Raw genomic sequence first — 14006 nt, forward strand, 5'->3', positions numbered from 1 at the left:
AAGTGAGTGATATAATATGACAGTCAGCTCTTTCGAAATCTCATTAAAATTAGAGGTACGAGAAGATTAGTTGAATTGGAATCTTCCGTACGTAAAAACGGAGGAGAAAATAAATGTTTAGTTTTTATAGTAAACTTTGTACGGAACTGTATGATTACACAAAACCAGTCGGTTATTCTTTAAATGGTGATATTGAGTATTACAAAGAACGTTTAAAAGATTGTAGAGGTAGAATTCTCGAAGCTGCAGTAGGTTCAGGGCGTGTCATCATTCCGCTTCTAGAGGCCGGTTTTAAAGTGGATGGGATAGATTATTCACCTGAAATGCTTGATTCTTGCCGTAAGCGGTGTAAAGAGAGAGGCTTACATCCTAATTTGTATGAAGGAAGCTTGCAACAATTTTCACTTCCGCATAAATATGACGCAATTATCATTCCTACTGGATCTTTTTGTTTAATTGAAAATCGTGTGGATTCTATAAATGCATTGAAATGTTTTTATGAACATCTTAATCCAGATGGACGATTAATCGTAGATATTATGCTTCCGCATGACTGGAAGACTGGGGAAATTCATACATCGACTTTCTCTTTGCCGAGTGGAGACGGAATCACATTAGAAAATAAATCAATTGAAATAGATTGGCTGAACCAAGTTACTGTGTCATATTTGAAATATGAAAAGTGGAGTAAAGGACAGTTAGTACAAACAGAATTGCAACGCTTTGCGCTGCGCTGGTATGGAATAGAAGAGTTTAAACTTCTTTTAGAAAGTATAGGTTTCTCTAATATTACTTGCTCTGCTGAATATGTTTATGAAAAAGAACCGTCAAATGCAAATCAAATGATTACTTTTGAAGCTGTGCGAAAAGAATAGAACTAAAACTATGAATAAAAAATAAGGCGATCGATTTAAAATCGGCTGCCTTATTTTTTATTTTATGTAATGGTTTATAGAGAAAGATTGGAGGGAAATAAATGAAACTTATATTAATATTTGGCCCACAAGCAGTTGGAAAAATGACAGTGGGGCAAGAATTAGCAACATTAACCGGTTTAAAACTTTTTCATAACCACATGACAATTGATTTAGTAAGTCCAATTTTTGATTACAGTACGAAAGAAGCAAAAAGACTAGTAAGTTTATTTCGTAATGAAATATTTGAAGAAGTATCTAAAAGTGATTTATCTGGAATGATTTTTACGTATATATGGGCATTTGACCTCCAAGCGGATTGGGATTATATACATCATGTAGAAAGTATTTTTGAATCAAAAGGTGGGACAGTGTATTTTGTAGAGCTGGAAGCGGAATTAGATGAAAGATTAGAACGAAATAAAAGCCCGAATAGATTAGAACATAAACCGAAAAAAAGAGATATTGAGTGGTCTGAAAATAATTTGAAAGAAACGATGAAAAAGCATAGATTAAACTCTCTTCATGGTGAAATTGAAAAAGAAGAGTATATAAAAATTAATAACACGTATTTGAGTGCAAAAGAAGTAGCGGAAATGATTAAAGAGAAGTTTCAATTGTGAAATTTATGAAGTCTATTTCGTTTTCGTTGTCCAAGCATTCTCCTACTAATTACATATACTATTTATGTTAAAGTCGGCTACTATTTTATATAGGGCTGTTATTTTCCTATAAATGCTATTTTAGTGAAGTGGGAGGAATCAATTTGGAAAACGTAGAACAAGATAGAATTGAAAATCAAGTGTATTCAAATCGTGTAGTAAGATCAGAATTTGATTCGAATTGGGAAACTTGTATATCAAAGAGTGGTTATGTAATTTATGTAGCAACAAGTAATAATGCTGAAGTAATAGTGCTTCTTGCAGATGGTTCAAGTAAATTATTAATTTTCGAAAAAGGCGGTAAAGTAGTAGTTGGTGGCGGTGGAACAAGTCATTACAGTAAGCCGCATATTGCAAGAAATATTTAAGATAGAACATGTTAATTAAGAAGAAGCTGGAAAACGGTTGTCATTCATGTTTAGGGCATGATAGACGAACCGTTTTTTATTTGTTTATAAATTTAGAAGAACTTCATTGATTACAAATACATCAGGATGAGCAGCGAAATTAGAAGAAAACTTGGCGGGTAATGGTACAAAATATTATGTAGGTTTGCAAGAATCTTATAAGCGATATAAAAAAGCATTTCCTATTTGGGGAAACACTACTTCTATGTTATAGTATAATAGTGTTTTTAGATGGTGCTATTTTAATATATTTATAATTTTGTTATGTATTATTTTTATATTAAATAAGCGTCTAAAGTATTTTTTTTATATAAGGAGTAATAATTAGAGAAATGAAAAATATAGACTTTATACTAGAAAGTGATGAGGCATTAAAACCGTCTGAACGATTAGTACTATTATTATTAGAGAAGCATAGAATGCTATATACGAACGATCTATTGGCATTATCAAATTTATCATATAAAACATTAACAGATTCATTAACGGCGCTTGTTTTAAAATCGTATGTGTTAAAGGAAACAGGTAAGGGAAGAAGACAGAATTGCTATAGATTAGTATGATAAGGCAGCTGTTTTAGAGATTTTTACATATGTTTTTTAATCGTAAGGCGAAAATGTGTTTTTGGTTTTCAAACGAAAAACTTACTATAAGAGGGGCTAAGATAGTAGTATTTCATTTTTGTAAGTGTAATTATTTCGTCATTGAAAATGCAAAAATAAAATAAACCGCATAAAACAGAAATAAAAAAACAATCCATTTTAAAAATGGATTGTTTTTTTATTGGAATAATATTATTTGATATGTTGAAAGCATGAATAGCAGAATAAACATTACCTGTTTTAGTTCATGCAACTGAACGAATATGATGAAAACTATGTGTATAGTTTTTTTAATTGCTTTTTTCAGTAACTCTAATGAAATCATAGTCTTTATTGTTTAAAGGTATTATTTTAAACATTATTGCTATTAAACATTAAGTACAAAAGTAATTTATAATATTATTATGTAAACTTAAGTTTTTAAAAGGAAAATGTAATAATTAATAGAACATGTAGAAGGGGATGCTTAAATATTTTGAAGGATAGGAGATTATTATGGAGCATTTACAATCAATAGTACAAGCTGTTTTAAGTGGTCATAACGAAAAAGTAGTGGAGTTTATAAAGGCGAGTCCAAGTATTGTTAACGAATGTAGTGAAGATGGATGGACACCACTTCATTTAGCAGCTTATTTTGGACAGAAAGAAATAGCGAGTTTTCTTTTAGAAAGCGGTGCAGATATACATAGTAGAGCGAAAAACGAAAATGAAAATACGCCTTTGCAAGCAGCAATTGCGAACAAGCAAAGTGAACTTGTTGCTTTCTTAATTGAAAAAGGATCAGATGTAAATATTATGCAAAGTGGTGGCTGGACAGGACTTCACGAAGCGGCATTATTAGGAAATGAAGAAATAATTATGTTACTCCTTAAAAATGGAGCTAATAAGATGATAAAGAAAAATGATGGGAAAACAGCGTATGATATTGCATTAGAAAAAGGATATGATCATCTATTACATCATTTGAAACAGGAAGTGAACTTATGATGAATAAATGGAGTGTTGGTATATTTTTATTTAATGAAGTAGAAGTGTTAGACTTTGCAGGGCCATTTGAAGTTTTTTCTGTAACTGAGGTGAATGAAGAAAAACCATTTACTGTTTATACAGTTAGCGAGAATGGGGAAATGATTACAGCAAGGAACGGATTGAAGGTACAGCCAGATTATAGTATTGAAAATTTACCACCAGTGGATATTTTAATAATTCCGGGTGGGCTAGGTGCTAGAGAATATGAAATAAAAAATGAAATAGTAATAAAATGGATTCGCCAACAAATGAAAGAAGTAAAGCTGATGACTTCAGTTTGTACAGGAGCGCTATTACTGGCGAAAGCAGGTTTACTGGAAGGTTTAAAAGCAACAACACATTGGGCTAGTATTGAAAAGTTTAAAAATGAGTTTCAAAATGTTGAAGTTATAGAAAATGTAAAGTTTGTAGATGAAGGACATATTATAACATCTGCCGGAATTTCAGCTGGAATTAATATGGCATTTCATATTGTGAAAAACTTGTTAGGTATGCATGTTGCGGAGGACACAGCGAAGCGAATGGAGTATGATATTAGTTTGCCAAATTAAAAAGCCCGGATTGGGCTTTTTATATTGAATGAATATAGTTAAGTTCTTCATCACTCAAAATAGGGCGAACAGATGCATTTGCATTTTCTTGTGCTTGCATTCCGGTTTTGGCACCAGGAATTACAACACTTACTGCCGGATGAGAGAGTACATAGCGAAGTGCAAGTTGCCCTAGGGTCTGATTTTTATTTGAGAGCAATCGAAGTTTTTCTACGGTTTGTAAGTCTTCTTGAAACCAAGTTTCATTTGGCCATTCTTTGCGTAAATCTCCATCTGGAAAAATTGTTTTATTTGTGAATTTTCCAGTTAAAATGCCCATTTTTAATGGACCACGAATAACAGCTCCTAGATTTTTCTCTTGTAAGAATGGTAATATATCTTTTTCTGGTTTTCGATTTAATATATTGTAATCAAGTTGTACGATATCAATTTCGTTGTTGTTATTGAAATGATGAATGTATTGTAAATCATGAGTCGAAACACCGACTGCCCTTACTTTTCCATCACGTTTTAATATGTCAAATGCACGTAGAAATGCTTCTGTTTCTCTACGATTATGCCACCAAATATGACAAAAATAAAGATCAATATAATCTGTTTGAAGATGTTGTAAACTTGTTTCAAATACGGCGATGATTTTTTCGGGAGTATCATATACAGGAACTCCATTAGGGTCGTAGTGGTGTCCGATTAAACCACCTTTCGTTGATAGGATAATATCATTACGATGTCCTTTAATCGCGGTAGCCACCAACTTTTCACTATGTCCTAAACCATACACATCCGCAGTATCAATAAAATTCACACCACACTCAATTGCTTTTTTTATAGCAGTTATAGATTGTTTATCGTTAACAGGTCCCCATTCATCACCACCGATTGCCCATGCCCCAAAACCTATTTCAGAAACAGTTATTCCAGTTTTACCTAATGTGCGGTAATGCATATTTCCCCTCCTTGTAAGCATGTTATAACATGGATATGTGGGGTAAGAATTTTGTGTGTGAAAAAACTCTTCTACAATAGTAGAAAAAGAATTACAGAAACTACTATTTTATAGCAGCATGTATAAAAAAAAACGGTGTAAATGTAGAAATGTCGTCGAATGCTATCTTTAATTGGTTAATTTATGGGATATTTTTGTGAAGGAGTTTATTTTATAAGAATAGAATTTAGTTTAGTAAGAAAACGTGCCGATGGTAGTGAAAAATATGGGTTAGGGGGATTTGAATGAGGAAACTCAAACGAGTAAATGTTCCTAATATACCAGAACAATCATCACAACCTAGTGACAAGCGTAAGATAAATAAAAAGAAGTTAAGGCGTCTTATTTTAATGGTCCTTTTTATTGCGGCAGCTACTCTGTACGTTCAATATATTTTAACGAAACAACAAGAAGTAATTGATAAAAAGAAAGATACGATTACGGATCAAAAGAAACAATTAGTATCTTTAAAGAAAGATAAAGGTTCTTTAAAGACTAACATAGAAAATTTAACAGACGATGAAGAAGAAATTTTGAAGTTTGCGAGAAAAGAGTATCAATTTTCTAAGTCAAATGAAACTATATTTGTGATGCCAAAGTAATAAAAAAACAGCTAGCCATTGAACTGCACCTCCAATTGTTAGACACCGTCTAACAATTGGAGGTGCAGTTTTTTATGTATGAATGTCATGGTACAAGGAACAATCACATATTGTAAAAATGAAGAGTTTAAGCTATTTGCATAAATATGGAATATGCACTAAAATAAATGTTGTTAAAATTCTGTCAATTATATTATAATACAAGGTAAGCGGATACATTTTTTAATCAACGTTGAGTTCCTCGCTCATACGACTATTAAGAAACCCGTTATCCTCGTATAAGAAAGGAAGATAGCTGTGTACGCTTCAAATACAATTTATATCGTAGGGGATGCGAAAGCACCTCAAAATAATCCCATTACTGAAAAGTTTAAAAGCTATTTCGTAGCATTTGTACTTGTTAAGGATACAGGGGAAATTGTAGATGCAGACTGCTCAGCGACAATTGCATTAACATCTCAATTTGTTAAATATTTATTTCTACATAAAAATATAAATGACCCGGCGTTAGTAATGGAAGTAAAGAACCGATATTTCGGCTCTTCTCAAAAAGCGTTACTTGTAGCGCTAAAAGATGCACAGAAAAAATATAATCAGATTGCTGCTTTGTCTACTCAATCATAGACAAAATCCAGCCGTAAGAATCATTCTTATGGCTGGATTTTTTTATTTCACATTATCGTTCTACATCAAAAGTAAACGAAAACAAAGTAGAGTGATAGAAGAGTAAATGCCCAATAAGTTTACCTAATAATTCGTGGGTATAAATCTCCGGTGGATTAAGATTTCACTTCATTGGAGAACGAAAGGATGAACAAAATGAAAATTACAGATGTAAAAGTAAATCGTAGACGTGTAAAACTTCATACACCGTTTAAAACCGCGCTTCGTACTGTAACAGAAATTGAAAGTATAGATGTTTATATTCATACAGACGAAGGAGTGATTGGTAAGGGGGCTGCAGCCGCAACGCCAGTTATTACGGGTGATTTCACCAGTGGAATGGAAGATGCGATTTTAGGACCGATGCGTTCATGTTTAATTGGTCAAGATATCATTCAGTTTCAGCAGTTACTACAGCGCATTCAAATGAGTTGTATTGGAAATTCAAGTGCGAAAGCAGCGGTAGATATCGCTCTATATGATGTATATTGCCAATATCAAAATGTGCCGTTATATGCATTGTTAGGCGGGAAGAAAGAAATTTATACCGATATTACAGTGAGTGTGGATGAGCCTGTATTAATGGCAAAAGAAGCGAAGAAACATATAGAAAAAGGATTTCAAACATTAAAGATTAAAGTGGGTAAGGAGGCGCATTTAGATTTGGAACGTATTGAGGCAATTCGAAATGTAGTACCAAGAAATACGACATTACGTTTAGATGCGAATCAAGGTTGGAGTCCAAAAGAAGCGATCTCTATCATTCAAGAGATGGAAAATCGTAATTTAAATATAGAATTTATTGAACAACCAGTACACGCGAAAGATTGGGATGGGTTAAAGTACGTCAAAGATCGTGTGCAAACGCCAATTATGGCCGATGAAAGTATATTTTCAGCAAGTGATGCATTAAAGCTCGTTCAAGGAAGATACGCAGACTTAATTAATATTAAATTAATGAAATGTGGTGGCATATGTGAAGCATGGCGTATTGCAGATATCGCAGAAACGGCTGGTGTGAAGTGTATGGTGGGAAGCATGATGGAATCTTCACTTTCCGTTAGCGCTGTTGCACATTTAGCGGCAGCACATCCTAATATACATTATTTTGATCTTGATGCACCGCTTTGGTTAATGGAAGAGCCAGAAGGAATGACTTATTCTGGATCAAAGGTAAACCTTCAATCGACAGTGAATAGTAAGTCTTAGGAGAAGAGACTAGTAAACTATTTTTTTAAGGGGGATATATATGAAAAAAGTAGGAACTGCATTTTTAACAACTTTATTTATATTTTCATCGTTTACATCGGCAAATGCTGAAGAAAAGAAGGATAATAAAGCATTTATAGATGTATCTGCTGCAACGTTATGGACAGCACCTGATTCATTAAGGTCAATCGATACACCGAGTGCAACAAATCCAGTGGATCTATGGAAATGGACGAAATCAATGACACTTGACGAGAAACTATGGTTAACAAATGCAAATAAATTAGAAACACAAGCGTTACTCGGTCAAGAAGTAACCGTTATTGATAAGAAAGGCGAGTGGGTGAAGGTATTAGTGCATGGACAGCCAACACCACGAAATGAAGAAGGTTATCCGGGCTGGATGCCTGAAAAGCAATTAACATATAATCAAGAATTTGCAGATAAAACAAATGAACCTTTTGTGTTAATAACAAAGCCAACAGCGATTTTATATATAAATCCTTCTGAAAAACATAAATCACTTGAAGTCAGTTATAATACAAGACTGCCGCTATTAAGTGAAGACACAATGTCATACCGTGTATTGTTGCCAAATGGTCAGAAAGCATGGCTACGAAAAAATGATGGAACAGTTTACCGTTCTCAAACTGATATTCCCAAACCGACAGCTGATGATTTAATTAACACAGGGAAAATGTTTTTAGGCTTACCGTATATATGGGCTGGTACAAGTGGCTTCGGATTTGATTGCTCTGGCTTCACGCATACGATCTATAAATCGCACGGCATTACAATTCCGCGAGATTCTGGACCGCAATCAAGAGCAGGAATTGCAGTTGATAAAGAAAACTTACAAAAGGGAGATTTAATTTTCTTTGCACATGATCAAGGGAAAGGTAGTGTCCATCACGTTGCAATGTATATTGGTGATGGCAATATGATTCACTCACCAAGAGCTGAAAGGTCGGTAGAGATTATACCGCTAAATACACCAGGATATATAGAAGAATACGCTGGTGCTCGTCGTTACTTACCTTAAAAATAGAGGGGGGTTTTTAAATGAAAAAAGTTGTTCGTTACTCATTAGTTAGTACTCTATTAGTTTCTTCATTTTTAGTTGGCTGCGCAAAAGAAAAAACTGCAACAAAGCCGAAAGATGAAAAGAAAGTATTACAGTTACTAGAAACGGGTGAAATTCCGTCGTTAAACTCAGGGAAAGTCACAGATGCAGTCTCGTTTAACGTTTTGAATAACGTAATGGAAGGACTATTCCGTCTATCGAAAAATGATGAAGTAATTGAGGCAGGCGCACAAAAATATGAAGTGAGTAAAGATGGAAAGACATATACATTTCATTTGCGTGATGCGAAATGGTCAAACGGAGATCCAGTAACCGCTCATGATTACGTATACGCTTGGAAGCAATTGATTAATCCAGATACCGCTTCTCAATATGCATACATTGCGTACGATGTGAAAAACGCTGAGAAGATAAATAAAAAACAACTAGGTCTAGATGAATTAGGAGTAAAAGCGAAGGATGATAAAACGTTCGTCGTAGAGCTAGAACATCCTGTACCGTATTTTACGAAATTATTAATTTTACCATCCTTCTATCCAATTAACGAAAAATATGCGAAAGAGCAAGGTGATAAATACGGATTAGAAGCAAATAAAGCGGTATATAATGGACCATTTACATTATCAGAGTGGAAGCATGAAGCTAGCTTTACAATGAAGAAAAACGATAAGTATTGGGATAAAAAAGAAGTGAAGTTAGATGAAGTAAACTATCAAATTGTAAAAGAAATTTCAACTGCGGTAAATTTATATGAAACAGATAAAGTTGATAGAGCTGTTATTTCTACAGAATTCGTGGATAAATATAAAAATAATAAAGAGCTAAAACAATATACAGATCCAGTTATGTACTTCTTCCGATTTAATGAAAATGTACCGATTCTTAAAAATAAAAATGCACGTCTTGCGCTAAGTACAGTTTTTGATAAGAAAGGACTTGCGGATTCATTTTTAAATGATGGTTCGGTTGCTGCAAACTATTACGTACCAAAAGGATTTTTAAAGGGACCAGATAAAAAAGATTTTAGAAGTACGGCAGGTGAGTTTAATAAAACTGATGTAAAAAAAGCGAAAGAATATTGGGAAAAAGCAAAGCAAGAAACAGGTACAGATGAAGTGACGTTAGAACTATTAAATTATGACTTAGAAAACTTTAAAAAAGTTGGAGAGTACATTAAAGAGCAGCTTGAGAAAAATTTACCAGGTTTAAAAGTGAATGTGAAATTGCAACCACATACGCAAAAATTAGCACTAGAGAAGAAGAAAGAATATGAAATGTCGTTATCACGCTGGTTACCGGATTATCCAGATCCAATGACTTACTTAGAAGTATTCCTTTCTGGAAGCAGTGTTAATAATACAGAATATGCAAACCCAGAATATGATGCGTTAATTAAGAAGATTAAAACAGAATTAGGTAATGATGAAAAGGCTCGCTGGAAAGCAATGCAAGAAGCTGAAAAAATGCTACTTGATGATGCAGTAATTGCACCGGTATTCCAGCGCGGATTATCTTACTTACAAAAACCGTATGTGAAAGATTTATATGTACATCAATTTGGTCCAGCTACAAGTTTAAAATGGGCAGATGTACAAAAATAAAAGAATGGGAAAACAGACTTCACGTATGTGATAGTCTGTTTTTTTGTACAGTTCCGAATGAAATATAGACATTTCATATGTTTTTTTACAACTTAATAATAAAATTATTACTAAAATTCCAGTGTGAAATTTATGTAGAATCTTGTATAATTAACGTGTTTCTATGGAAACATTTTCTTGCGCTATTTATATAGGGCTTAATAGAACAAGTAAGGAAATACATACATGTATATAATAGATAAATAGAATGGAACATGTATAGAGAAAAAGGAGAGAAAAGATGACGTGTCAAAAACAAGGGTTACAATTTAATACCGATAGAAAGAGGGACAGCAGATGAAAATGAAGCATGCTTTTGGTCCGATAATTTTAGCGTGTGTGCTTTTTTTCATTATCATTCTAATCCCATCGAAAAGTTTAGTATCGCTTATTAGTGATAAGAAGGTAGAAGATGCGGCAACTTCTTTACAAAAAGAGAAATTACAAAGTGTTTTCTTACAGCAAAAAATGTTAGAGAATTCACAGTATTTACCGATGTACGGTTCATCAGAATTTTTACGAATGGATGCATATCATCCGTCGAATTATTTCAAAGTAAATCCAGCTGGTTTTACACCGTTTTTAATTGGAACTGGCGGTACACAAAGTTTAGCTCATATTTTAAATATGACATCTACTATGGATGAATTAGAAGGTAAAAAAGTAGTCTTTGTTCTTTCACCACAATGGTTTACAAAGACTGGTGTTTCACAAGGGGATTTCACTAATAATTTCTCCAAACAACAAGCATATTATTTTATTTTTAATGATGAGATAAATCCAGAAATGAAGAAGCAAATCGCGAAACGGCTATTAGATTATAAAGTTGTTCAAGAAGATGATATATTAAAAAATTCATTAGAAGGTATTGTATATAATGATACGAAACATAACATTAAAGCAGGTTTAGCTAAACCACTTGCTTATATGCATCGAAATATTTTAGATCATAGAGATTTATTTAACTCTTTATTTAAAATCGAACCGATGAAAGAGAAAACAAATATCGGACTTCGTTCAATTTCTTGGGAAGATGCACGTAAACACGCGGAACAAGAAGGGAAAGCTGAGTCTACTACAAATACATTCGGAATTGAAAATCCTTATTATCATAAGAATAATCTGAAGAAAAAACTAAAAGGTTTAAAAAACTTTAGAGCAAATGAAACATATGATGAGTCACCAGAATATGATGATTTGCAAATTATTTTAGATTTATTTAAAGAGAAAAATGTCAAACCACTCTTTATTTCTGTACCTGTAAATGGGCCTTGGTATGATTATACTGGCTTCCCGAAAGAACGCCGTGAAGTGTATTATAAAAAAATTCGAGAACAGGTTGAGAAAGCAGGATATCCAGTAGTTGATTTCTCTGGTCATGAATATGATAAGTATTTCTTAAAAGATACGATTCATTTAGGCTGGAAAGGTTGGATTTATTTTGATGAAGCAGTGCAGAAATTTTATTCTGAGAAATAAAGTATAGAAATCGGAATGGCTATGAGCCGTTCCGATTTTTTTAGTATAGAGGATTTTGGTGAGGGCAATTTGGGAATGCATGTATATCTTGAACCTGTCTATAATCATAATGTTTCATTGCGAACTGAGCTTGATAAAGGTATTCATACACATATAATTGTCCATCATGCGCTGAACATAATACACCTGAAGTTCCTTGCCCATTTATGAAGGAAATACCGATAGGGCGTCCAATCAGGTATGGTATTTTTTGCTGCCAATGCATAGGGGAATCACTCCTTTTTGAGATAATATACGAAAAGAATGATTGAATGGTTGCTTATCCATATAAATGTAGATGGAAAGGTGTTTATATAATTCCTGAAGATTAATTCATATATAAATAAAAAACCGCTATAATTCCGAATGAATTTATAGCGGTTTTTATTATATTCTTAAGCAAGATTTTTACGCTTTTTTGTCCATTTTTTTATAACGAAGTATAAAAGAATGAGTACGACGCCACCAATTGCGAATGATTTCACATACGGACCAGCAATATCGTTTATATTCTCCCAGTTTTCACCTAGTTTTTCACCTAGATAAATGAAAATGATTGACCAAGGGATAATAGCAAGTGCTGTTAATGTAGTGAAACGTAGTAAAGGCATTTTTGTAATACCAGCAGGAATTGAAATCGCATGACGCACTACTGGAATGAAGCGTGCTGTAAAAATGACGCCAGTTCCGTAACGATTAAACCAATCTTCTGCAGCATCTATTTGTTTTTTATGTATGAAAATATATTTTCCATAACGTTCTAATATAGGTCGTCCGCCGTATCGTCCAAGCCAATAAATAAAGATTTGGGCAATAACACCGCCAATTGTACCGAATACAACAGCACCTATAAATGAGATACTTCCATTGAATACTAAGTATCCTGCATAAGCAAGGACAATTTCACTTGGGATAATCTCAATCATAAGTCCAAGCATAATGCCCCAATAACCTAATCCTTCAAAAAACGTTAATACTGAATGAATAAAACTACTTAACATTGTTGCACCTTCTAGTTTATGAATTTTTGAGTATAAGAACCTTTTATTTAATGACATAAAAGGTTCACTATATGTAGATTATACCTTATTTACATAGGGGATTGCTATTTCAATTCTTTTATGTCTCTCATAATTATTATAGTAAAAGATATAAGCCGCGTTTTCATGAAGGGTTAATGAAAAGATTATTAAAAATTTCTCATAAAAAAATAGAAGCATTTCTGCTCCTATTTTTTAAGGCTTCACATCTAAGTTCTGTAAAAATAAAGTTGCTGTTACGTAACGCTTTGCTAACATTTGTACATAAGCGGTATGTACAGAAAGGGTCGCAATGATAATAGCGTTACGAATTGCTTCGCGTTGTTCGTTATTAATTTGATCGAACTTGCTTGCGATTTTATCAGCTTTTTCTTTTACGATGTTTTCAATTGTATGAACGGTATCTGTTGCATTTAATTGTAAGCAATTCCCTTGATTGAGTTCTTCAAATAGAGAAGAGTATGCTACATATAAATGAACAGGATTGATTAAATCATCACTTCGATCGGCTGGGTCATTAACGATAAGGCGTAATAGCTTACGAATTGATTCAAAATCAAGTGCTGTTTTTAAATCTTCGACAATGAACAGTAAGGCTGCTTGTTCAATCGAATATTTTTTCCCTTTTTGAGGAGAGCCAATCATTTCTTTTATATCTCGTTTCACCCAGTTTTGCATAGCAGTTACAGAGAAACTTGTGTTTTCAATCTGATTGCCAAGCGCAACTATTTCATTTAAAGAAAAACCGACATCAGTATCGTCAATTTTAATCAGCTTTTCAAAAATAGGTGAAAGTGCGGTAGTAATAAAAGCTGTAACGCTTTGTCCGCTTTCAATATCTTTTTTATGTGACTTTGCCCAAGCTTCTTGTAAAATACCGAGAGGCTTTTTCGTATTCCATCCTCTTAGTGATAGAAGAAGGGTAGCCATTTCGTTTCGTGTGAGATGAAATGTTTCCATCTTTTCACCTCCAAAATAATAAAAAGTTCTTATGAACTTATAATATGTTTTGTTTCATTTAAAGTCAATTCTGTTTTGCTTAATTTTTCCTTTGTCACCAAACTGTTGAAAGTAAATAATACTTGCATATTTCGACAAAA

Annotated in this window: 16 protein-coding genes; 12 read left to right on the forward strand and 4 right to left on the reverse strand. The window is 33.3% G+C overall.

The features are described 5' to 3' along the window. Positions 1-113: 113 nt before the first annotated feature. The 6 genes from ACQRBL_RS12345 (at position 114) to ACQRBL_RS12370 (ending at position 4165) form a co-directional block, all read left to right on the forward strand. Positions 114-875, forward strand: coding sequence for a class I SAM-dependent methyltransferase (locus tag ACQRBL_RS12345; RefSeq protein ID WP_109737113.1), 762 nt, complete (start codon positions 114-116; stop codon positions 873-875). 101 nt (positions 876-976) lie between these two features. Next, entirely contained in the window at positions 977-1537 is a 561-nt protein-coding gene (locus tag ACQRBL_RS12350; RefSeq protein WP_000767062.1) for an AAA family ATPase, read from the forward strand. Positions 1538-1680: 143 nt separating this feature from the next. Beyond that, positions 1681-1944 carry a hypothetical protein gene (locus ACQRBL_RS12355; RefSeq protein WP_000432429.1) on the forward strand — a complete coding sequence of 88 codons (264 nt, stop codon included), beginning with the start codon at positions 1681-1683 and terminating at the stop codon, positions 1942-1944. Between the two features lie 371 nt (positions 1945-2315). Next, the gene (locus ACQRBL_RS12360) at positions 2316-2546 is read left to right on the forward strand and encodes a hypothetical protein (protein WP_000789031.1); all 231 of its coding nucleotides are present in this window, start codon (positions 2316-2318) and stop codon (positions 2544-2546) included. Positions 2547-3080: 534 nt separating this feature from the next. After that, positions 3081-3572 carry an ankyrin repeat domain-containing protein gene (locus ACQRBL_RS12365; RefSeq protein WP_411995576.1) on the forward strand — a complete coding sequence of 164 codons (492 nt, stop codon included), beginning with the start codon at positions 3081-3083 and terminating at the stop codon, positions 3570-3572. After that, entirely contained in the window at positions 3569-4165 is a 597-nt protein-coding gene (locus ACQRBL_RS12370) for a DJ-1/PfpI family protein (RefSeq protein WP_000981422.1), read from the forward strand. Before ACQRBL_RS12365 ends, ACQRBL_RS12370 begins: the two co-directional genes overlap by 4 nt. 19 nt (positions 4166-4184) lie before the next feature. Here ACQRBL_RS12370 and ACQRBL_RS12375 read toward each other — a convergent pair whose 3' ends face one another. Further along, positions 4185-5111: an aldo/keto reductase gene (locus ACQRBL_RS12375; protein ID WP_097920596.1), complete on the reverse strand. Its 927-nt coding sequence runs from the start codon at positions 5109-5111 to the stop codon at positions 4185-4187. 284 nt (positions 5112-5395) lie between these two features. On the opposite strand from ACQRBL_RS12375, the gene ACQRBL_RS12380 reads away from it, so the two are divergent. The 6 genes from ACQRBL_RS12380 to dltD all read left to right on the forward strand — a co-directional run bounded on the left by ACQRBL_RS12380 (position 5396) and on the right by dltD (position 11827). Then, complete coding sequence (locus tag ACQRBL_RS12380) at positions 5396-5752, forward strand: FtsB family cell division protein (RefSeq protein WP_023522209.1); 357 nt, start codon at positions 5396-5398, stop codon at positions 5750-5752. Between the two features lie 297 nt (positions 5753-6049). Then, positions 6050-6376 carry a DUF3870 domain-containing protein gene (locus ACQRBL_RS12385; RefSeq protein ID WP_000271314.1) on the forward strand — a complete coding sequence of 109 codons (327 nt, stop codon included), beginning with the start codon at positions 6050-6052 and terminating at the stop codon, positions 6374-6376. A 186-nt stretch (positions 6377-6562) separates the two neighbouring features. Then, a complete protein-coding gene (locus tag ACQRBL_RS12390) occupies positions 6563-7624 on the forward strand; it encodes a dipeptide epimerase (protein ID WP_411995575.1) in 1062 nt (353 codons plus the stop codon). Between the two features lie 40 nt (positions 7625-7664). Further along, positions 7665-8666, forward strand: coding sequence for a C40 family peptidase (locus tag ACQRBL_RS12395; protein ID WP_078993775.1), 1002 nt, complete (start codon positions 7665-7667; stop codon positions 8664-8666). A 20-nt stretch (positions 8667-8686) separates the two neighbouring features. Continuing rightward, on the forward strand, positions 8687-10309 hold the full coding sequence (locus ACQRBL_RS12400) for a peptide ABC transporter substrate-binding protein (protein WP_023522206.1): 1623 nt from the start codon (positions 8687-8689) through the stop codon (positions 10307-10309). Positions 10310-10645: 336 nt separating this feature from the next. Continuing rightward, a complete protein-coding gene (dltD, locus tag ACQRBL_RS12405; RefSeq protein WP_023522205.1) occupies positions 10646-11827 on the forward strand; it encodes a D-alanyl-lipoteichoic acid biosynthesis protein DltD in 1182 nt (393 codons plus the stop codon). A 40-nt stretch (positions 11828-11867) separates the two neighbouring features. Here dltD and ACQRBL_RS12410 read toward each other — a convergent pair whose 3' ends face one another. The 3 genes from ACQRBL_RS12410 to ACQRBL_RS12420 all read right to left on the reverse strand — a co-directional run bounded on the left by ACQRBL_RS12410 (position 11868) and on the right by ACQRBL_RS12420 (position 13866). Continuing rightward, the gene (locus ACQRBL_RS12410; protein ID WP_000558692.1) at positions 11868-12092 is read right to left on the reverse strand and encodes a hypothetical protein; all 225 of its coding nucleotides are present in this window, start codon (positions 12090-12092) and stop codon (positions 11868-11870) included. Between the two features lie 169 nt (positions 12093-12261). Further along, complete coding sequence (locus ACQRBL_RS12415) at positions 12262-12867, reverse strand: DedA family protein (RefSeq protein WP_000952913.1); 606 nt, start codon at positions 12865-12867, stop codon at positions 12262-12264. A 234-nt stretch (positions 12868-13101) separates the two neighbouring features. Then, positions 13102-13866, reverse strand: coding sequence for a DUF1836 domain-containing protein (locus ACQRBL_RS12420; protein ID WP_000447231.1), 765 nt, complete (start codon positions 13864-13866; stop codon positions 13102-13104). Between the last annotated feature and the right edge of the window lie 140 nt (positions 13867-14006).

It is taken from the genome of Bacillus sp. AF62, assembly GCF_050312695.1.
In the GTDB taxonomy this organism is placed as follows: Bacteria; Bacillota; Bacilli; order Bacillales; family Bacillaceae_G; genus Bacillus_A; species Bacillus_A cereus.

Excerpts from the sequence above, each read along its gene's own strand:
- ACQRBL_RS12345 (WP_109737113.1), top strand. The coding sequence starts at position 114 with ATGTTTAGTTTTTATAGTAAACTTTGTACGGAACTGTATGATTACACA.
- ACQRBL_RS12350 (WP_000767062.1), top strand. The coding sequence starts at position 977 with ATGAAACTTATATTAATATTTGGCCCACAAGCAGTTGGAAAAATGACA.
- ACQRBL_RS12360 (WP_000789031.1), top strand. The coding sequence starts at position 2,316 with ATGAAAAATATAGACTTTATACTAGAAAGTGATGAGGCATTAAAACCG.
- ACQRBL_RS12365 (WP_411995576.1), top strand. The coding sequence starts at position 3,081 with ATGGAGCATTTACAATCAATAGTACAAGCTGTTTTAAGTGGTCATAAC.
- ACQRBL_RS12370 (WP_000981422.1), top strand. The coding sequence starts at position 3,569 with ATGATGAATAAATGGAGTGTTGGTATATTTTTATTTAATGAAGTAGAA.
- ACQRBL_RS12375 (WP_097920596.1), bottom strand. The coding sequence starts at position 5,111 with ATGCATTACCGCACATTAGGTAAAACTGGAATAACTGTTTCTGAAATA.
- ACQRBL_RS12380 (WP_023522209.1), top strand. The coding sequence starts at position 5,396 with ATGAGGAAACTCAAACGAGTAAATGTTCCTAATATACCAGAACAATCA.
- ACQRBL_RS12390 (WP_411995575.1), top strand. The coding sequence starts at position 6,563 with ATGAACAAAATGAAAATTACAGATGTAAAAGTAAATCGTAGACGTGTA.
- ACQRBL_RS12395 (WP_078993775.1), top strand. The coding sequence starts at position 7,665 with ATGAAAAAAGTAGGAACTGCATTTTTAACAACTTTATTTATATTTTCA.
- ACQRBL_RS12400 (WP_023522206.1), top strand. The coding sequence starts at position 8,687 with ATGAAAAAAGTTGTTCGTTACTCATTAGTTAGTACTCTATTAGTTTCT.
- dltD (WP_023522205.1), top strand. The coding sequence starts at position 10,646 with ATGAAAATGAAGCATGCTTTTGGTCCGATAATTTTAGCGTGTGTGCTT.
- ACQRBL_RS12410 (WP_000558692.1), bottom strand. The coding sequence starts at position 12,092 with ATGCATTGGCAGCAAAAAATACCATACCTGATTGGACGCCCTATCGGT.
- ACQRBL_RS12415 (WP_000952913.1), bottom strand. The coding sequence starts at position 12,867 with ATGTTAAGTAGTTTTATTCATTCAGTATTAACGTTTTTTGAAGGATTA.
- ACQRBL_RS12420 (WP_000447231.1), bottom strand. The coding sequence starts at position 13,866 with ATGGAAACATTTCATCTCACACGAAACGAAATGGCTACCCTTCTTCTA.